The following is a 19,181-nucleotide window of genomic DNA, read 5'->3' on the forward strand; positions in this document are numbered from 1 at the left end:
GCTGGCCGCGGCGGGGTTGGTGTGGCGGCGCGTGCCCGCGGCGGCGGGGGGGTGCCGGGCGCGGGGGGCCGCGGGGTCGCCGGCCCCCCCGCGCCTGGTGTTCGCCACCCATCAGGTGCACTGCTGGCCGCTGTTGATGCAGTCCACGGCCTTCTTCATGAGGTCATCCGGCATCACGTTGATGAAGTCGTCGTGATCGGTGATGGGCTTGTGCAACTGCTCGGGGAAGCCGTCCACGGCGAACGGGGTGTTCCCCGGGTTCTCGTAGCTGATGGTGTTCACCAGCTGCGGGATGGCCTTGAAGCCCTGGGGGCAGGAGCCGTCCGCGCCGGCGTTCTTCACGTGGTCGCGGTGGTTGGCGCTGTCGATGTTCTTGCCGTCCCAGCAACCCTGGAAGTCGAAGGTGCGCAGCAGGTCACTGCCCTGGGGGCAGATCGGGTACTTGTCCGTCAGCTGACGGTCCTCGAAGCCGCTGCAGCTCCAGGAGGCGTTGGCGTTGGCATCGCCGTTGGTGAAGGCCTTGGCGTCACCGGTGATGATCCGGAGGAACTTCGGCATGGCCTCGACCTTGCTCTGGGCGTTGCCCTTGAACTCGATCTTGGAGGCCTTGGGGGTCAGGATCGTGCCGACGTTGCCCTCCTGGCCACCGCCGAGCTGGTTGGCGTCGGCCTCGTCCTTGCCGTCCTGGAGGCGGACCACCGGCCAGTAGTAGGTCGACTTGTCGCCGTTGGAGCAGGAGGTGCCCGCCTGCTCGAAGGTCTGGTTGTTGGCGAAGGCGTCGTTGGCGTCGTTGCCCACGTAGTCGTGCATGTGGTGGGCGCCGTTGGACACACCGGGGGCGACGATGACGTTGTCGCTGTTGCGCAGGCCCGCCTCGCCGACCCCGCACTCCGAGGTGAAGGTGCCGGTCGAGCCGTTGCCACCCGCCTGCGGCGCCTTCTGGGCGTTCGGCTGCACCTTGGTGATGTCGACGAAGTCGTTCTGCGCCGGGCCGTTGCCCGCCTGGCCGCCGGCGTTGCCGGGCACGTCGTTGGCGCCCTCGCCGCCCTGCTGCTGGCCGCCCTGGTCACCGCCCTGCTGCTGGTCGCCACCTTGCTGCTGGCCACCCTGCTGGCCCTGCTGCTGACCACCCTGCTGGCCTTGCTGACCCTGCTGGCCCTGCTGCTGGCCACCTTGCTGGCCCTGCTGCTGGCCGCCCTGCTGACCGGCCTGCGCGACCTGCTGCATCTTGCATTGGCTCATGTCCTGCAGCTGGGCGTTCTGCCCGCCGCCCTGGCCCATCGCCTGGCCCATCTTGCTGAGCGTCTGCTGGCGCTGGTCGTTGAGCTTGCTCAGCACTTCGTCGCCCGAGGCCTGGCCCTTGTTCATCTGCTGGTAGGCGGTGGCCACCTGGTTGTCCAGCTCGCCGAGGCCCTTGGCGACCTGGGACTGGGAACCCTTCGGCACATCGCCGCTCAGCTTCTGGCTCACATCGGGGCAGCTGATCGTGCCACCGGCGGATTTCGCCGAAACCGCGCCACCTTGGGCGGAAGCGTCCTTGTCACCGCTTGCGGACGCGTTGGCGGTGATGATCGCGGCCCCGCCGCCGCCGAGTGCCAGTGCGGCGACGATGGCGACCGTTTTGTTCTTGAACCGCCCGCGCTTGTGGGTCTGTTGCCTCATGAGATCACTTCACTTAGTCGTTAGAGGGCGTCGTAGTCGACAAGCCCGGTGTCCTCGAGAGCCGTGATGTGGTCGAGAACGATGGTGTTGGCCCTGGTGGCCAGAGACCTGACCATGGAGTTCTTGCTCTGGGCACGTACCTGCGCCACCAGATTGAACACCTTCCCGTGTGCAGCGCGCAGGAATTGAGCGAACAAGCGCTCGAATTCCGCGCTGCTGGGTGCCTGGGTCATCTCGTTCAGCCAGCCCTGCTGCTGGTCGTTGGGCTGCGTGGGCAGGCTGACGCCCAGGGCCTGGGCGACTTCGTCCGTTCGGCGGTTGAGTTCGGTGTGGCCGTCGATGAGGTGCTGAGCCGCGCTCTTGACGGCCTCCGTGGTGCCGCGCTCCTTGCCCATGCGTCCAGAGGGGAGTTCCCAGAGCCCGGCGAGCTTGACCTTGCGTACGAAGTCCCGATCGGTCGGCGTGAGTGGTCCGTACTGGGTGCTGACCGTCCCCCCGCCGTCGTCCGAGACGCCGTTGGGAAGTACCGCGGCGCTGCTCGAACTGAACAGGCTCACGGGGATGAGGATTGCCGCGAGCGTCACGGCGAGCGCACCAATGATGAGCCCGCTGCCGATCGTACGGCTGGATGAGATGGATCTGCTCAGGATTGCTGATCGCACAGCGCCCTCCTTGCTTCGGAGTGACACCGGACGCTAGTGCCTGGTGTGGCACGGTCGTGGAGACCTCATCACTAGTGAATAAAGCCGGGACAGAGATCGCCGCTCGTTGCTATCCTTCGCGCCCGCGCGTTGGGGCCGTCAATTCGCCCTGATTCGACCAGAGTTCGCCCCGATGCCCCCACCGCTCAGAAACTTTTTTCCACGGCGTTGAGCACAGCGGCGCGGCCGTACGTACGGCAGGGAGAACCCCTCGCCATCACCACGACCGGAAGGGCCCAAGCCGTGCGAGCGACCGCGATGAACCCGACGTCGGTGACCAGTGTTTCGCGGACCGTCCCGGGAAACCGTCCCGCGCGGAGACCGTTGGTGCCGGTGGTGGCGCCGGTGCCGGTGGCGGCGCCGGTCCCGTCAGGCGCGCCGTTGCGGGCGCTGCCATCGGTCTGGGACCTGATTCCCGCTTCCCCCGGGCCCGCGCCCCACGAGCCCGCCGAGGAGGGGACGGGCGCCGCGGTGGTCCGGCTGCTCCCGGGGGGCCGGGGTCTCCCGCCGGACGGTGATGTCGCGGCGGTTCCCGCCCCGGGCCGTCCCTCCTGCTCATCTCGTGCGGCCCGCCCCTTCGTGCCTGTCCTCTATATAGGGGAGAGCCGTTATAGGGGACAGGGCCGGAGCGGGCGGCCGCCCGGCGGGCCCGAGGCCGCGTAGGTCCAGACCCCGCCGACCGGCCGTCATCGTCGGTTTCCTGACGTATGACGCTATGCCGGAGCGCGCTTTCCGATCACCTCTGACCTGCCGGTACGGCCCGTTCACGGCGCAGGTAGCGTGTGCCCGGTCAGCCGGTCGGCAGGGTGCAACAAGAGGTGGGACGTGGCCGCGGTACGAGGGACGTTGTCGAAGCGGATGGCCCAGGCGCGCCAGGAGTTGCCCGGCCACTATGCCCATCTCTTCGACGGGCGGCCCGAGGTGGACATCTGCACCACCGAACTCCGCCCCGAGCAGGCGGTCCAGCTGGCCACCGCGTACGGCTACCGCCACCTGCGCACCCGGGGCTCCACGTCGGTCCGCTACCGCGTCTTCGTACCGGACCAGGACCCCGGGGCGCGGCGGGAGGCGGTCCCGCCCGGTACGCCCTTCGAGGCGGCCGCCCGGCATCCGGCCTTCCACGGCCGCAGCGCCCGGGCCGCCCGGAACCACGCGGAGATGATCGAGCGGGAGCGCAGCCTCGTCAAGCTGGTGCCGGCCATGGTGCTGGTGCTGTTCGGCGCCATCGGGCTGGTGGTGGAGCTGATCCGGACCGGCAAGCCGGTGCTGCTGGTGCCGGTGGTCTTCTTCGTCCTCCTGGAGGCGGCGCTGATGCTGATGCTGCGCGCCGGCCGCCGCAAGCAGCGTGTGCTGGAGGTGCAGGCCGAGTGGCTGATGCGCCGCTACCCCCCTGATGGCTTCCCGGACGGCTTCCCGCCCGGTGTGTGACGACGCCCCCGCTGCCGCTGATCGAATGATCGCTACTATGGCGGTGTTCAGCGGATAACGAAAGCCGATCGCGTCGACGCACAGTCCGGCCGCGCGCGTCCGGCGAGACGGGCGGTAGGACATGCGGGAGTCGGCGCGGAAGCGGCAGGCGCGGATCGCGGGTTTGGTGGAGTCCCGGGGCCTCGCTCGGATCACCGATCTCGCCGATGAGCTGGGGGTTTCCGTCGTCACCGTACGGCGGGACGTCGAGGAGCTGGCCCGCCGCGGTGAGGTGCGCCGCGGTCATGGGGTCGCCCGTTCGCTGCAGCCGATGGCCGAGGAGTCCACCGCCACCGGCGACACCGTCGGCATGGTGATCCCCGAGCGCAACACCTATCTGACCCAGGCCGTGCAGGCGGCCCGGGAGGCCGCCGAGAAGGCGGGGCTGCGGCTCGCGCTGCACATCGCGGCCGACGAGGACGACGCCGAGCGCACCGCGGTGCGCTCGGCGCTGGAGGCCGGGGCGCGCGGGCTGCTGCTCTCGCCGCACTGGCGCACGGCCGCCGAGGCGGCGCGGGACCATTCCTGGCTGCGCGCGCTGGACGTGCCCGTGGTGCTGCTGGAGCGCCGCCCCGAGCGCGGCAGCTGCCTGTACGAGCTGGACTGTGTGCGCTCGGACCACGCGTACGGGGTGCATCTGGCGCTGGGGCATCTGATGTCCCTCGGCCATCGGCGCGTCGTGCTGGCCGCGCGCGACGACAGCCCGACCGCCAGGGTGATCCGGTCGGAGTTCGCCGAGCAGACGCGGGCCCGGGGCATCGCCGAGGGCTGTGCGGCCATCCTCAGCTCGCGCACCGCGGGCCCCGACCCGCGCGCCGCCGATCCGCGGGCGGTCGACCTGGCGGAGACGCTGCGCCGGACCCGGGCGACGGCGGCGCTGATCCACGGCGACATGGACGCGCTGGTGCTGGTCCAGCGGCTGCGGGAGGCCGGTGTCGAGGTGCCGCGGGACTGTTCGGTGGTCGCGTACAACGATGTGGTGGCCGACATGGGCCAGATCGCCCTGACGGCCGTCGCCCCGCCCAAGGCCGAGGTCGGCAGGGCCGCGCTCGGGCTGCTGCTCCGGCAGCTCGACCACGCCCGGGAGGGCCGGTGGCCGGGGGCCGCCCGTCACCTGGAGCTGTTGCCCGGTCTGGTGGTCCGGGATTCGACCGCTCCGCTCTCCTGATCGTTTGACCGCTTTGGTTTCTTCTGTTCGATCTATTGACGGTATTTCTGTCAAGCGATCAGGATTCCCCCTGACTCCACCGCGAACAGGGGAGGGTCCATGCCTGGCCACAGACGCCCAGGACGCGCGGCTACCGGACGCCGGGCGACAGCCGGAACGACGGCACTGCTCACACTGCTCGCCCTCCTGCTGACCGGCTGTTCCGGCGGCGGAGGAGCGAACACCGCGGGGGACGGCCCCGTCCACCTCACCTTCTGGTCCGCGCTGCGCGGCAGCCAGGAGGTGGTGGACGAGTTCAACCGCACCCACAGCGACATCAAGGTCGACTACGCCCAGGTCCCCTCGGGGGAACAGGGCGGCTGGGCCAAGCTCAGCAACGCCGCACGCGCGGGCAACGCCCCCGATGTGGCCACCATCGAATACCCCCAGCTGCCCGGCTTCACGATCGACGGGGTGCCCCGGGACATCAGCAAGCTGCTGCCCGACTCGGTGCGCCGCAAGATCCTGCCGCAGGCGCTGGACCTCACCACCTTCGACGGCCGCACCTACGCCGTCCCGGTGGACATCGAACCGATGGTCTTCCTGTACCGCAAGGACATCTTCACCAAGAACCACATCCCGGTCCCCAAGACCTGGGCGGAGTTCGAGAGTTCGGCCCGCAAGCTCAAGAAGGCCGAGCCCCGTTCCCGTATCGCCAGCCTCTTCACCACCGGCGGCACCCTCTACATGGCCGCGTACGCCTGGCAGGCCGGGGGTCAGTGGTACGACACCTCCGCCGACACCTGGCGCGTGTCCATGGACGACGCCCCCACCCGCAAGGTCGCCAAGTACTGGCAGGGCCTGAAGGACGACGACCTGGTGCGGGTGGAGCCCGGGTCCAGCCAGCAGTGGCGGGCCCATCTGCGCAGCGGTGAGACGGCCGGTTATCTGGCGGGCGCCTGGGCCGCGGGCTCGATGATGGCGTCCACCCCCGACGGCAAGGGAAAGTGGGCCATCGCGCCGGTGCCGCAGTGGGACGCGGCCAAGCCGAAGGTGAGCACCCAGGGCGGCTCGACCTTCATGGTCACCAAGGACAGCGACCATCCCAAGGAGGCCATGGAGTTCATCTCCTGGATGGTCACCAGCCCCGACGCCCTGCGCGCCAAGCTCTCCAGCGGTGTCAGCAGCGCCTTCCCGTCGGTGCCCGGCCTGGTCCCGGTCGCCCGCAAGGAGATGGACACCAGCTACTTCTCCGGCCAGGACATCTTCGGCCTCTTCGATCAGCAGGCCAAGCTGATCGCCCCCTCCTGGAAGTGGGGGCCGCGGATGGTGTCGACGACCACCTCCGGTGACGACGGGCTCGCCAAGGCCGGTGCCGGGAGCGGCAGCGTGCTGGAGGCCCTGCGCGACGCCCAGAGCCGGACGATGCCCGATCTGAAGAGCCTCGGCCTGTCGGTCACCACCCGCTGAACCCCGTCATCCGCGCTGTGTCTCCCTTGAGCCGGTTTCCCTCTTCACCGTGAGCCGAGGTCTCCCGTGAGTACCGTCATCTCCCAGAAACGGACGGCGTCGCCACCGGCGGCCGCCGCCGATCCGCCCTCCAGAGCCGGGCGGCGCCAGCAGCGGATCGCCGCCGCCGTGCTGCTGACGCCCTTCACGGCACTGCTCGTCGCCGTGTTCCTGGTCCCCGTCGGCTACGCCATCTACCTCAGCTTCTTCGCCGAGGACCACGAAGGGCTCGGCTTCGGTGGCGGGCGTACCGTCTTCACCGGACTGCGCAGCTATCTCGCGGTGCTCCAGGACCCGAGCTTCCTCACCGGGTTCGGCACCATCGCCCTGTACTGCGTGATCTTCGTTCCCCTGGTGGTCATCGGCGCCCTGGCGATCGCCCTGCTGCTGGACTCGGGGCTGGTCCGGCTGCGGCGGACCGCGCAGATGCTGCTGTACTTGCCGCACGCCGTCCCCGGCATCATCGCGGCCGTCATCTGGCTGTACCTCTACACCCCCGGGCTCAGCCCGATCATCAAGGTGTTCGCGCAAGGCAACATCACCATCGACTTCCTCGGTCTGCACACCGTGCTGCCATCGATCGTCAACATCGCCCTGTGGAGCGGACTCGGCTACAACATGATCATCTTCTATGCCGCGCTCCAGGCGCTGCCACGTGAGGTGATCGAGGCGGCGACCATCGACGGCGCGGGCGGCATCCGCACCGCGCTCCAGGTCAAGGTGCCCATCATCCGGGGCTCCCTGGTGATGGTGTGCATGTTCTCCCTGATCGGCGCGCTGCAGCTGTTCACCGAGCCCATGCTGATGAACCAGGCCACCCCGATGGTCAACTCCCGCTTCACCCCGAACATGTACATCTACGACGCGGCCTTCCGCCGCAACAACTACGGACTCGCCTCCGCGGCCTCGGTCATCCTCCTCGTCGTCACCTGCGCCCTGTCGTACGCCGTGACGCGCTGGTCGGGCCGCCGGGAACGGAGCGCGCGATGACCACGACCACCCCGACCAGCACCCCGCGCACCCCCGGAGCCGGCGGCCGGTCCCGGCTGACCAGCCGCGGCGTGGCCAACGCCGTCGTCCTGATCGCCGCCCTGTACACCATGCTGCCCGCCCTGTGGCTGCTGCTGGCGTCCACCAAGAACGCCGAAGCCCTCTTCGGCAGCGACATCCTCTCCTTCGGCGACTTCTCCTTCGCGAGCAACCTCTCCGACCTGTTCTCCATGGACGGCGGGCTCTACGGCGAGTGGTACGTCAACAGCCTGCTGTACGCGGTCGTCGGCGCCCTGACCGGCTCTCTGATCAGCGTCGCCGCGGGCTACGCGTTCGACAAGTACGAGTTCCGGCACAAGGAGAAGCTGTTCGCCCTCGTGCTCACGGGCGTCATGGTGCCGCCCACCGTCCTCGCCCTGCCGCTGTACCTGGTGGCTTCCGGCATCGGCATGGTGAACACCTTCTGGGCGGTCTTCATCCCCGTCCTCTTCAACCCGTTCGGCGTCTACCTCGCCCGCCTCCTCAGCAGCGGCTACGTGCCGAACGAGGTGCTGGAGGCGTCCCGGGTCGACGGCGCGGGGGAACTGCAGACCTATGTGCGGGTCAGCCTGCGCATGCTCGGCCCCGGCTTCGTGACCGTCTTCCTGTTCCAGCTCACGGCCATCTGGAACAACTTCTTCCTTCCCATGGTGATGCTGTCCGACCAGCACCTGTATCCGCTCAGCCTCGGCCTCTACACCTGGAACAGCTCAGCCACCGTCTCGCCCGAGTACTACCCGCTGGTCGTCATCGGCTCGCTGCTCGCCGTCGTACCGCTGATCGTGGCGTTCGTGATGCTGCAGCGCTACTGGAAGTCCGGACTGACCGCAGGGAGTGTCAAGTGACCGCCTCGCCGCCGCCGCAACCGCAGCCGCCGTCTCCGCCCCGCCCGCGCGCCGCCCTGGCCATGGCGGCGCGCACCGCCCGCCAGGTGCTGGGCTCCGGCGCGCTGGACCGGCTCACCGCACTCCTCGACCTCGACCCGGACCTCGTCCTCGACGACTTCTCCACCCCCGCCGCGCGCCGCGCCCTCGCCGACACCGAACTGCTGGTCACCGGCTGGGGCTGCCCGCCGCTGGACCGCCGTGCCCTGGACGCGGCGCCCCGGCTCCGCGCCGTCGTCCACACCGCCGGGACGGTACGCCACCACATCACCGACGCCTGCTGGGAGCGCGGTATCGCGGTCTCCTCGGCGGCCGCGGCCAACGCCGTGCCCGTCGCCGAGTACACCCTCGCGATGATCCTGCTCTCCAACAAGCGCGTCCTGAAGATGGCCCGCGACTACCGCGCCGAACGGCGCGCCGCCGACTGGAGCGCGCGCTACCCGGAGGCGGGCAACTACCGCCGGACGGTCGGCATCCTCAGCGCCTCGGAAATCGGCCGCCGGGTGATCGCCCTGCTGGAGCCGTACGACCTCGACGTCCAGCTGTACGACCCGTATGTGACGGCCCGGGACGCCCAGGAACTGGGCGTCAGGCAGGTGGGTCTGCGGGAGCTGTTCGCCACCAGTGACATCGTCAGCGTGCACACCCCACTGCTGCCCGCCACCCGTGGTCTGGTCGGCCGGGAGCTGCTGGCCGCCATGCCGGACGGCGCCACCCTGATCAACACCGCGCGGGGGGCGGTGCTGGACCAGGCGGCGCTGACGGACGAGGTGGTGGCCGGGCGCATCCACGCGGTCCTCGACGTCACCGTGCCGGAGGTCCTGCCGGCCGAATCGCCGCTGTACACCTGCGACAACGTACTCCTCACCCCGCACATCGCCGGGTCGAAGAGCGGTGAGCTGCGGCGCCTGGCCGACCTCGCGATCGGCGAGGTCGAGAACTATGTGGCCGGCCGGGACTTCGCGCATCCCGTACGCCACGAACGGCTGGACCGCTCCGCGTAGAACCGCCCCACAGGCACGGCCCCCGCAGGCACGGCCCCGCACCACGGCCGCGCCGGACAAGGAGACACACCCCCACATGTTCCGACTCGACCTCCCCGAAGACGACCGCTCCCTCAGCCCGCACACCGGATACACCCGCGCCCACTGGGAAGCCGCCGCCGACGGACTGCTGCGGGCCGCGCTCCGCTTCGCCACCCCCCACCACGCGCTGCTCGACCTGCCGGGGCCGCCGTCCCAGTCCGGTGTGCGCTCCGACGGGCTCGAAGGGTTCGCCCGCACCTTCCTCCTCGCCGCGCTGCGCGGCGCCGGATCCTACGGCAAGGACCCACACGGCTTCCTGGAGCGCTACACCGAGGGAATCGACCACGGCACCCGCACCCCCGGGCGGGACGACGCCGAGTCCTGGCCGCTCATCGGACACCACGGGGTGCAGGGACAGCCCATGGTGGAGTCCGCCTCCGTCGCGCTCGGGCTGCGCCTGACCGCGCCCTGGACCTGGGACGCCCTGACCCCCGGCGCCCGGGACCGCACCGAGGAGTGGCTGCGCGGCGCGCTGCGCCACCAGCCCGCCCCCAACAACTGGTATCTCTTCCAGCTCACCGTCGCCGGTTTCCTCGAATCCGTGGACCGGGGCGACGCCGAAACGGCCCGCGCCATCGACCGCGCACTCGGCCTGCTCGACGGCTGGTACCAGGGGCAGGGCTGGTACTCCGACGGCGACGGACGTGCCTTCGACCACTACAACGGCTGGGCGCTGCACATGTATCCGCTGCTCCACGCCCACCTCGCCCAGGACCGGGCCCTGCTGGACCGTCTCGGCCCCCGCCTGGAGGAGTTCCTCGACGGCTTCGCGCTGCTCTTCGACGCCAATGGCGCCCCCATCCACCACGGCCGCTCGCTCACCTACCGGTTCGCCGCCGGAGCCGCCGTGGCGCTCGGCGCCCTCACCGGCCACACCCCGCTCGCGCCCGGCGCCACCCGCCGCCTCCTCAGCGGCGCGCTCCGCCACTTCCTCGACCGCGGCGCGCTCACCGCCGACGGCATCCTCGGCCTCGGCTGGTACGGGCCGCACGCCCCGACCGTGCAGCGCTACTCCGGGCCCGCCTCGCCGTACTGGGCGTCGAAGGGCTTCCTCGGCCTGCTGCTCCCGCCCGACCACCCCGTATGGACCGCCCCCGAGGAGGCCGCCCCGGCCGAGGGGCCCGACCGGGCACTCGCGCTGCCCGCCCCCGGGCTGCTCGTCCAGACCACCGCGAGCGACGGCCTGGTGCGGCTGCACAACCACGGCAGCTGCAAGGTGCGCCCCTGGGAGGCGGAGCGGCCACCCGCCGAACCCCTCTACGGGCGGCTCGCCTACTCCACCCGCACCGGCCCCACCAGCGCCGACAACATCGCCGACAACCACCTCGCCCTCCAGGTGCGCGGGGTACGCAGCGACCGGCTGCGCATCCAGCCGCTCGCCGCGGGACCCGACTGGCTGGCCTCCTCCCACACCCCGCTCTTCCCGCCCGGCGGACCCGTCCTGCCCGCGGCGCGCCTGGACAGCCTGACCCTGGTGCGCGGCAGGCTCGAACTGCGCGTCCACCGCGCCGTGAACATCCCCGCCGGGACGGCGGTCCACCACACCGGCTGGGCCATCGCGCTGCCCCCGGGCACGGCCACCGAGACCGAGGCGACCGACGGGGCCCCCGAGGTGTCCCTCACCGGGGCGGAGGTCACCGGCCAGTTCCTCGGCCTGCACGGCTGGGACACCTCCCGTACGGTACGGGCGCCCCGGGGCACCGCGTACGGAAGCTGGGCCCTGGTGCCCGAGCTGACCGGCGCCGTCGGCGAGGACCCGGCCGGCACCCTCTTCGTGGCGCTCGCCTCGCTCACCGGTGACCCCGGGCCGGACCCGCTCACCGGACTCGCCGCCGCCGAGGCCGACGGCTGTACCGTCACCGTGCGCTGGCCGGACGGCGCCCGCACCGTCGTGGACTTCGGCGACGGGAGCGCGCACACCGTCCCCACCGTGAGGGAGGAGACCGCGTGAGCCGGCTGGGCATCTGCTCGGTCACCCTCCGCCACCTCGACCCGGCCCGGGTGATCTCCGCCGTCGTCGGCGCGGGCCTGGAGTGCGTCGAATGGGGCGGTGACGTCCATGTGCCGCCGGGCGATACGGCCGTCGCCCGGGCGGTGCGCGAGGCCACCCTGGACGCGGGGCTCGCCGTCGCCTCGTACGGCTCGTACTACCGCGCCGGGCACACCGACCCGAGGGAGTTCGACGCCGTACTGCGCTCGGCGGTGGCCCTCGGCGCGCCCCGGGTGCGGATCTGGGCGGGTGCCACGGGCACCGACGCGACGCCGCCCGAACGGCGCAGGGCGGTGGTCGAGGACACCCGGCGCGCCGCGGCGCTCGCGGCGGACGCGGGCGTGGAACTCGCCTACGAGTTCCACCGCAACACCCTCACCGACGGCGCCGCCGACACCGTCCGCCTGCTGGAGGAGGTGGACCGCGCCGAGGTGCGCACCTACTGGCAGCCGCCGGTCGACCTGCCCGACGCGGAGGCGCTGACCGGTCTGGAGACGCTGGGCGGCCGGGTGGCCGCCGTGCACGCCTTCTCCTGGTGGCCCGGTACCACCCGGCTGCCGCTGACCGCGCGCGCTCCGCTGTGGCGCCGCGCGTTCGAGCGGCTGAGCACCCAGGCGGCCGCGCCCCTGGACGTGCTGCTGGAGTTCGTCCCCGGGGACGACGAGCGGCTGCTGCCGCGGGAGGCGGCGACGCTCCGGGCGCTCGCCGCCGTCTGAGCGGTCGGTGACGACCCGTCCCGCCGGGTGCGGGCGAATCAGCCCGCGCCCGGTGAGGACGCCGCACCCGGCGAGGAGCCGAACGCGCCGCTCTCCTCGATGGTGCCGCCGAACTCGCCCCGCAGCGTCTCCATGTTCTTCTTCGGTGACGACGACATCACCCAGCGGTCGCCGACCAGATAGACCCCGCCGTACATCTGCGAGGTCTCCAGCCAGTCGCGCATGCCCTTCGTCCTGGCGAAGTCGAGGAAGAGGAACTTCCCCTTGGAGTTGTGGCAGATGGCCTGCCGGTAGTCGTCCACCTTGGTGGTGAACTCCGGTTCGCAGCCGACGGACTTCGCCAGCTGTTCCACCCGCGCGGGTTTGGCGGACGGGCTCGCGTCGCCGCCCGGCCGCGCCGTCTCACCCTTGCCGTCCGTCCTGCCGCCTGTGTCGGCGTCCGCGGAACCGCTGCCGCCGCCGCAGCCGGCGGCCAGCAGCACGCTCGCCACCGCCAGCACCGGCGCGATGCGCCGGCCGGGGCGGCGCCGCGTTCTGACCGGGTGGGGTGAAGCTTCCATCGGGCTCCCTCTCGTTCTGGTTCGGCCGGTGTGCGCACACCGGTGCGTACCTCACGCCCGGGGATACGGATGAGCGGAGCCGGTTGTTCAGCGCTGTCCCCGGCCGCCGCCCGGCCGCCTCGACCCGTGCCGAACCCATTGACACCCGGCTCCCAGCAGGTAGGTTCTGGCCATCGAAAAACAAACTCCGCAATACGGAAGATAGCTCCCGGTATCGCGTGCGCTACGCCGAGGTGATCCCCACGACTCGGACCCGCAACATCCCCGTAATCGGGTCCCTCCACCCTCGGTGAACCGCCCTACGAAGAACTCCCGCTCGTCCCCCTCGGAGCGCCCGATGACCTCACCGACGCAAGGACCCGCCCAGCCCGATCCCCGCCTCTACAACGCGGACCTCGCGCCCGCGGCGGAGCGCAAATGGGGCACGTACAGCATCTTCGCCCTGTGGATGTCCGACACCCACGCGATCAGCAACTACGCCTTCGCCGCCAGCCTCTTCGTCCTCGGCCTGCCCACCTGGCAGGTCTTCCTCTCCCTGCTGGCCGGCATCACGATCGTCCACTGGTTCATGAACCGCATGGGCCACGCGGGCCATCGCACCGGCGTCCCCTTCCCCGTGCTGGCGCGGGCGAGCTGGGGCGTGTACGGCGCCAACATCCCCGCGCTGATACGGGCGGTCATGGCCGTCGCCTGGTACGGCATCCAGACGTGGCTGGCCTCCGAGGCCGTCGTGCTGCTCGGCATCCAGGTCGCGCCCGGCCTCGCCGCGTACGACCACAATTCCGTGCTCGGCCTCTCCACCCTCGGCTGGATCGCCTTCCTCCTGATGTGGGCGCTGCAGGCGGTGCTGCTCACGCGCGGCATGGAATTCATCCGCAAGGTGCAGGACTTCGCGACCGGCCCGGTCGTCTGGCTGGTCATGCTGGTGCTCGCCCTGTGGCTGGTGGTCAAGGCGGGCGGCGACATCTCGCTCACCGCGAGCCTCACCGGCCTCAGCGGCGGCGAGCAGCTGCACCAGAGCCTGATCGCGGTCAGTCTGACCGTGGCCACCTTCCTCACCCTGGTGCTGAACTACGCCGACTTCGCCCGCTTCACCCCGGACCACCGCTCCTACCGGCGTGGCAACCTGCTGGGGCTGCCGGTGAACTTCACCGCCTTCGCCGTCGTCTCGGTGCTCATGACGGCGGGCACCATCTCCGTGTTCGGGGAGGCGATCTCCGACCCGGTCCATGTCATCGCGAAGATCGACAACCCGGTGGTCACGATCGTCGGCGCGATCTCCTTCGTGATCGCCACCGTGGGCATCAACGTCGTCGCCAACTTCGTGTCCCCCGCGTACGACTTCGCCAATCTCGCCCCCAAGCACCTGAACTTCAAGCGCGGCGGCATGCTCACGGCGGTCCTCGCGATCGTCGTCATGCCGTGGAAGCTCTACTCCAACCCCGTCGTCATCCAGTACTTCCTGGGCGCCCTCGGTGCCTTCCTCGGCCCGCTGGTCGCGATCCTGCTCGTCGACTACTACTTCGTGCGGCGCGGACACATCGACATCGACGCGCTCTTCTCCGCCGAGGCATCGGGGGAGTACCACTACCGCAAGGGCTTCAACCCGGAGGCGATCATCGCCTTCGTGCCCGCGGCGGCCATCGCCGCGGTCCTCGCCCTGATGAAGGGGTTCGCGGACGTCGCCCCCTTCTCCTGGGTCTTCGGCCTGGCGGTGGCCGGGGCGATCTACTACGTGCGCACCGCGAAGGCCCGCAAGGGCGGTGGCGAGCCGATGGAGGACGGGCCCATCCTGTCCCAGCGAGTCGGACGTACGGTGTCCGGGTAACGCCGGACACCGAACGTCATCTGTCATCCGTCATCTGTCAGCTGTTATCCGCTATCCGCCAGGCGTTACGTGCCGCCTGCCGGCCGTCATCCGTCAGTCGTGAACCGACAGCCGCGCACCGCACACGGTCGCCTGTGCGCGGGCGGCCAGGGTGCGGCGGTCGTCGGTCCCGCGCGCGGACAGCAGCGGCCGGTGCGTACGCACCCGCACCGTCAGCCCGGTGGCGCTGGCCACCCGGCGCAGCGAGGTGCCGAAGTCGTCCTCGCCGACGAAGGCGGCCACCGTGGTCGGTGCGCCGTGCTGCACGTAGTCCAGCGACACCGGCCGCACCGGGGTGCCCGCGTCGAGTGCCGCCTGGAAGGTGGCCCGCCGGAAGCTGCCACCCGTCCCGGCGCACCAGGTGACGCCCTGCGGGAAGACCATCACCGACTGGCCGGAACGCAGCCGATTCGCCATCTCCCGCACGCTGCCGGGCAGTTGGCGCAGCGAGCCGCGGTCGATGAACATGGTGCCCGCCCGCTTCGCCAGCGGACCGACCACCGGCCAGGCGCCCACCTCCCGCTTGGCCAGCATGACCACCGGCTCGACGGCGAGCAGCGCGATGATGTCGAGCCAGGAGATGTGGTTCGCCACCACCAGGGTGCCGGTGCCGCCCGGTGCGCTGAGCGTGCGGTCGCCCGCCACCTCCAGCCGGATGTCCAGCGCGTCCAGCATCGCCGCTGCGTGCGAGCGCAGCGTCCGCGGGTCGGCGATGCGCTCGCCCCGCATCAGCGCGCTCATGATCACCCGGCTGAACGCCGCGTACCGGCGGGCGATCCGGGTGGCGGGCAGCCGGGCCGCGGCGTGCGACACACAGCTGGGGGAGCAGGGTGACCAGGCCGCCCACGCGTGCGCCGGAAGGTTCGCGCTGACGCTCACCGGCACGGTCACCGGGACTCGCCGAGGAAGTAGCGGCGGTAGCGGTCGTTCATCCGCTCCGTGTCCAGCAGGACGAAGAAGTCGGCGTCGTCGAAGCTCCGGTCGTGCTGCGGGGAGCCGCACATCCAGGCGCCGACCCGCAGATAGCCGCGGAGCAGCGGCGGCAGTTCGGCGTAGCTGGGCCGGGCGTCCAGCGTCCGCGTCGGAACCCACGGGTCGAGCGGGTGGACCCGCAGCTCGGGCGGGGCCGCGTGCTTGGTGGTGCCCAGCAGCCAGGCGTTCGACGCGGCCTGCTCGCCGTCGCCGAGCGGGACCGAGGCGCAGCCCGCGAGGTAGCGGTGGCCGGACAGCAGGACATAGCGGGCGAGACCGGCCCACATCAGGTTGATCACGGCGCCGGAGCGGTGGTCGGGGTGCACACAGGCCCGGCCCGCCTCGACCATCGAGGAGCGCACGTCCTCGGGGAGCCCCCGCAGATCGAACTCGGTGTCCGAATACAGTCGCTCGCTGCGGCCCGGGGGCAGCAGCCGGTAGGTGCCGACCACGGTGTCCGTCGCGGTGTCCGTGACGATCAGGTGGTCCATGACCTCGTCGAACTCGTCCACGTCACGGCCTGGGAAGGGCGAGTTCAGCACCCCTCCGCGTTCTTCGCCGAACACCTGGTGGCGCAGTCGCTGCGCGGCGTGGATCTGCTCCTCGGTATGGGCGATGGAGGTGACGTACGAGCTCGTGGAGGCCGCAGCCGGGGACGTCGTGAGCACGGACATTCCTGTTCTCCGTTCAGGGGGACCGTCAGGAGCGGTGAGGACACCACTGTTGCTCCGGCTCCGAACGGCACAGTGTCCGCGTGGTGATTCGACGACTGCCAGCCGATGACGAAAACATGCCACAGGCCGGACGGTGAGGTGTTATGGGGCGTCGCGGCGGCTCTGGCCGCCCTGAGGTCCGTATTCTCCCGGGAGCGGGAAGCCGAGCGCCCGCGCCGCGGCGGCCGGGGTGGGCTGTGACCAGTGGTCGGCGACGGCCTGAGCGGACGAGAGGGATCGGGTTTCGGCCAGATCCAGATAGAGCACACCGTCCAGATGGTCCGTCTCATGCTGGACGATGCGGGCGGGCCAGCCCGTGAACTCCTCGTCCAGCTCGCGCCCCGTCTCGTCCTGCCCGCGCAGCCGGATCCGCTCGGGCCGGTTGACCACGGCCTGCCAGCCGGGGACGCTCAGGCACCCCTCGAAGAACGCCGCCCGGGCGTCGCCGAGCGGTTCGTACGACGGATTCACCAGCACCCGGTACGGCTGCGGCACCCGGCCGCGCGCCTCGCGCACCTCGGCCGCCACCTCGGCCGGGTCCTCGATCACCGCGAGCCGCAGCGGCACGCCGATCTGCGGGGCGGCCAGCCCTACCCCGGGCGCGTTGTGCATCGTCTCGCGCATCGCCCGCAGCAGCCGTTCCAGCCGGCCGCCGGACAGCTGGCCTTCGTAGGGGAGGGCCGGTTGCCGCAGCACGGCGGCCCCGGCGGCGACGATGGGGAGCGGACGGCAGCCGTCGAGCAGTTCTTCGACCAGCTCGGGCAGGGGCGTGGTGGGCATGGGGACAGCCTGGCAAGGAGGCCGGGCGGGGGCAATCCGTCGGCGGGCGGCGGTCCGGGGAATGGTGCGCCTCGGCCCGATGCTCACGATCGGACAAACGGTGAACCCGGTACGGACGCCCTCCGTACCCGTCCATGAGCCGCAGGGGAATCCCACGCCTCCGCGGCTCATCCGGGTCCTCCCGAGACTCGGTTGGCCGCCGCTCCGCAGTGTCTGTCCCCGTTTGTGCACGGCGGAGCGGCGGCCCCGGCCGGCTCCCGGCCGGAGGCGGGCCACCGGCGGCCGCGGAGGGCCTGACGCCCCGCGGCCGCCGGTGCGCCGCCCCCGCGCTCAGCCGCCCGCGCCGCCGGCGCGCCAGGCGATCCGGTCCACGAAGCCGGTGAGGCCGAACCGCTCGCCGTGGTCACGGTGGTGCGCCCGCTGCTCCGGCGAGCCCGCGTGGGACGCGGTGAGCCGGCGTATCGGCTCCGCGGCCTCCACGGGCAGCTGCGCCGCCAGAAGGTCGGCCAGCCCGCCCGGGATCCGCTCGGCGAGCGTTTCGAGCGTCGCGCGCACGGTCCGCTCGGTGGTCTGCCGGTCCGGACGCCGCGCCCGGCCCTGGACCTGGCCGGTCAGTTCGTCGTAGCGCATGATCAAGCGCTCCTCGGGGATCGGGTGCCCGCCGTCCCCCGCCGGGTGCCCAGGGCCGCCCCGGCGAATCGTCACTCCGGTGCGCGGGAGGCGAGCAGCGGGCCCAGGACCCGGGTGCCGGGGCCGGTGTGCCCGCCGGGCCCCGGGAGTTGGGTGGTGTTGTCCACGGTCAGCGGATCGCCGCAGTGCGCGCACACGGTGACGGGGGTGGTGTCCCGGCCGCAGGTGAGATGGCGGATGCGGGCCGGTACCCCGTCCGTACCGGCACACCAGCGGTCGCCCCAGCGCATCAGCGCCAGCAGCACCGGGTACAGCTCCTCGCCCTTCTCGGTCGCGCGGTAGTGCTCACGCGGCGGCCGCTCCTGGTAGCGCTCCTTGCGCAGGACGCCCTCCTCGACCAGCCGGGCCAGCCGGGCCGCCAGCACCTTGCGCGAGATGCCGAGGTCATGGGCGAGGTCGTCGAAGCGGCTGACCCCGGTCAGCACGTCCCGCATGATCAGCGCGGTCCACGCGTCGCCGAACAGATCGGTGGCGCGGGCGATCGAGCAGGCCACGTCCGCGAGCGGAGTACGGGTCATGCCCCGACCCTACCGGAGTTCCCTCGGGGAACCCGAGATGTTAAGTTCCTCCAGGGAACTCACCGCGCCTCCGAGGGAGAAGACGATGGCCGCCGCTGTGCGCATCGAGCTGGACGTGGACTCGCCCGACGCGGTCGACGGCCGCCAGATCAGGGCCGTCGCCTTCCAGGACTGCCGGCTGGCGTACCTCCGCGACACCCTCGCGGCCGTCGGCCACACCCCCTCCGGCCGCCGGGCCCTGGTCGTGGGCAGCGGCCGCGGGGTGCTGGCGCGCGGCCTGGCCCGGCTCGGCTACGACGTCACCGCCCTCGACCCGTCGGCCGCCGCCACTCGCATCGCCCACGCGACGCACCCGCACGACCATCCCGCCGTCGCCTACCGGACCGCGCCCGCCGAGGAACTTGGCCTCGCGGACGCAGCGTTCGACCTCGCCTACTACGCGGACACCTTCGAGATCACCCCCGACCTGGACCGGGTGTTGGCCGAGGCCGCAAGGGTGCTGCGCCCCGGTGGCGTCCTCGTCTACGACACCGTCAACCGCACCCCGCTGTCCCGGCTCGTCTACCTCGGCGCCTTCCAGCGCCTCGGGCTCACCCGGATCATGCCCGCCGGCCGCTACACGGCGGCCCGGCTGCGCACCCCCGCCGAACTGACCGCCGCCCTCGACCGGCACGGCCTGCGCAACGAGGACATCCGCGACTTCCGGCCCCGGGACCCGCGCGGACTCCTCAAGGCCACCGTCGCCCGCCGCCGCGGCCGGATCACCGACGAGCAGATCCCGGCCATGGCCGGTTTCGTACTGGCCCCCGGCGCCCGGCCGCGGGTCACCTACCTCGGATACGCGCTCAAGGGCTGAACGCGGCAGCCCGCGCGTTCCGGAGCACACTGGCA

Annotated in this window: 18 protein-coding genes; 10 read left to right on the forward strand and 8 right to left on the reverse strand. The window is 71.5% G+C overall.

Annotation, left to right across the window (positions count from 1 at the left end; translation table 11 throughout):
• Positions 1-111: 111 nt before the first annotated feature.
• The gene (locus tag ABZ562_RS27170; RefSeq protein ID WP_361484480.1) at positions 112-1,662 is read right to left on the reverse strand and encodes a DUF1996 domain-containing protein; all 1,551 of its coding nucleotides are present in this window, start codon (positions 1,660-1,662) and stop codon (positions 112-114) included.
• Positions 1,663-1,682: 20 nt separating this feature from the next.
• Positions 1,683-2,324, reverse strand: a complete 642-nt coding sequence (locus ABZ562_RS27175; RefSeq protein WP_361484482.1) for a DUF4142 domain-containing protein — start codon at positions 2,322-2,324, stop codon at positions 1,683-1,685.
• An 864-nt stretch (positions 2,325-3,188) separates the two neighbouring features.
• On the opposite strand from ABZ562_RS27175, the gene ABZ562_RS27180 reads away from it, so the two are divergent.
• From ABZ562_RS27180 to ABZ562_RS27215, 8 genes are all read left to right on the forward strand, one after another.
• On the forward strand, positions 3,189-3,791 hold the full coding sequence (locus ABZ562_RS27180) for a hypothetical protein (RefSeq protein WP_361484484.1): 603 nt from the start codon (positions 3,189-3,191) through the stop codon (positions 3,789-3,791).
• A gap of 121 nt (positions 3,792-3,912) precedes the next feature.
• Positions 3,913-4,998 carry a substrate-binding domain-containing protein gene (locus ABZ562_RS27185; RefSeq protein ID WP_361484485.1) on the forward strand — a complete coding sequence of 362 codons (1,086 nt, stop codon included), beginning with the start codon at positions 3,913-3,915 and terminating at the stop codon, positions 4,996-4,998.
• 99 nt (positions 4,999-5,097) lie between these two features.
• Positions 5,098-6,447 carry a sugar ABC transporter substrate-binding protein gene (locus ABZ562_RS27190; protein WP_361484487.1) on the forward strand — a complete coding sequence of 450 codons (1,350 nt, stop codon included), beginning with the start codon at positions 5,098-5,100 and terminating at the stop codon, positions 6,445-6,447.
• Between the two features lie 78 nt (positions 6,448-6,525).
• Positions 6,526-7,476, forward strand: coding sequence for a sugar ABC transporter permease (locus tag ABZ562_RS27195; RefSeq protein ID WP_361484581.1), 951 nt, complete (start codon positions 6,526-6,528; stop codon positions 7,474-7,476).
• Entirely contained in the window at positions 7,473-8,360 is an 888-nt protein-coding gene (locus ABZ562_RS27200) for a carbohydrate ABC transporter permease (protein ID WP_361484489.1), read from the forward strand. Before ABZ562_RS27195 ends, ABZ562_RS27200 begins: the two co-directional genes overlap by 4 nt.
• A 62-nt stretch (positions 8,361-8,422) precedes the next feature.
• Positions 8,423-9,403, forward strand: coding sequence for a hydroxyacid dehydrogenase (locus tag ABZ562_RS27205; RefSeq protein ID WP_361484583.1), 981 nt, complete (start codon positions 8,423-8,425; stop codon positions 9,401-9,403).
• A 76-nt stretch (positions 9,404-9,479) separates the two neighbouring features.
• Positions 9,480-11,435 carry a DUF2264 domain-containing protein gene (locus ABZ562_RS27210; protein WP_361484491.1) on the forward strand — a complete coding sequence of 652 codons (1,956 nt, stop codon included), beginning with the start codon at positions 9,480-9,482 and terminating at the stop codon, positions 11,433-11,435.
• Positions 11,432-12,190 (forward strand): TIM barrel protein, encoded by a 759-nt coding sequence (locus tag ABZ562_RS27215; RefSeq protein ID WP_361484493.1) that lies wholly within the window; start codon positions 11,432-11,434, stop codon positions 12,188-12,190. The genes ABZ562_RS27210 and ABZ562_RS27215 overlap by 4 nt, the downstream gene beginning before the upstream one ends.
• 38 nt (positions 12,191-12,228) lie before the next feature.
• Here ABZ562_RS27215 and ABZ562_RS27220 read toward each other — a convergent pair whose 3' ends face one another.
• Complete coding sequence (locus ABZ562_RS27220) at positions 12,229-12,750, reverse strand: hypothetical protein (protein ID WP_361484495.1); 522 nt, start codon at positions 12,748-12,750, stop codon at positions 12,229-12,231.
• Positions 12,751-13,087: 337 nt separating this feature from the next.
• Here ABZ562_RS27220 and ABZ562_RS27225 point away from each other — a divergent pair, with 337 nt between their 5' ends.
• Positions 13,088-14,578 carry an NCS1 family nucleobase:cation symporter-1 gene (locus ABZ562_RS27225; RefSeq protein WP_361484497.1) on the forward strand — a complete coding sequence of 497 codons (1,491 nt, stop codon included), beginning with the start codon at positions 13,088-13,090 and terminating at the stop codon, positions 14,576-14,578.
• A 93-nt stretch (positions 14,579-14,671) separates the two neighbouring features.
• On the opposite strand, the gene ABZ562_RS27230 is transcribed toward ABZ562_RS27225, so the two are convergent.
• The 5 genes from ABZ562_RS27230 to ABZ562_RS27250 all read right to left on the reverse strand — a co-directional run bounded on the left by ABZ562_RS27230 (position 14,672) and on the right by ABZ562_RS27250 (position 18,290).
• Positions 14,672-15,430, reverse strand: a complete 759-nt coding sequence (locus ABZ562_RS27230; RefSeq protein ID WP_361484499.1) for a lysophospholipid acyltransferase family protein — start codon at positions 15,428-15,430, stop codon at positions 14,672-14,674.
• Between the two features lie 74 nt (positions 15,431-15,504).
• Complete coding sequence (locus tag ABZ562_RS27235) at positions 15,505-16,263, reverse strand: GNAT family N-acyltransferase (RefSeq protein ID WP_361484501.1); 759 nt, start codon at positions 16,261-16,263, stop codon at positions 15,505-15,507.
• 141 nt (positions 16,264-16,404) lie between these two features.
• Positions 16,405-17,082, reverse strand: coding sequence for a peptide deformylase (locus ABZ562_RS27240; protein WP_361484503.1), 678 nt, complete (start codon positions 17,080-17,082; stop codon positions 16,405-16,407).
• Positions 17,083-17,412: 330 nt separating this feature from the next.
• Positions 17,413-17,712 carry a DUF2267 domain-containing protein gene (locus ABZ562_RS27245; protein ID WP_361484505.1) on the reverse strand — a complete coding sequence of 100 codons (300 nt, stop codon included), beginning with the start codon at positions 17,710-17,712 and terminating at the stop codon, positions 17,413-17,415.
• A gap of 71 nt (positions 17,713-17,783) precedes the next feature.
• Positions 17,784-18,290 (reverse strand): helix-turn-helix domain-containing protein, encoded by a 507-nt coding sequence (locus ABZ562_RS27250; protein ID WP_361484507.1) that lies wholly within the window; start codon positions 18,288-18,290, stop codon positions 17,784-17,786.
• An 85-nt stretch (positions 18,291-18,375) separates the two neighbouring features.
• Here ABZ562_RS27250 and ABZ562_RS27255 point away from each other — a divergent pair, with 85 nt between their 5' ends.
• Complete coding sequence (locus tag ABZ562_RS27255; RefSeq protein ID WP_361484508.1) at positions 18,376-19,146, forward strand: methyltransferase domain-containing protein; 771 nt, start codon at positions 18,376-18,378, stop codon at positions 19,144-19,146.
• The last annotated feature ends 35 nt before the right edge of the window (positions 19,147-19,181 follow it).

It is taken from the genome of Streptomyces sp. NPDC019937 (assembly GCF_040631655.1).
In the GTDB taxonomy this organism is placed as follows: Bacteria; Actinomycetota; Actinomycetes; order Streptomycetales; family Streptomycetaceae; genus Streptomyces.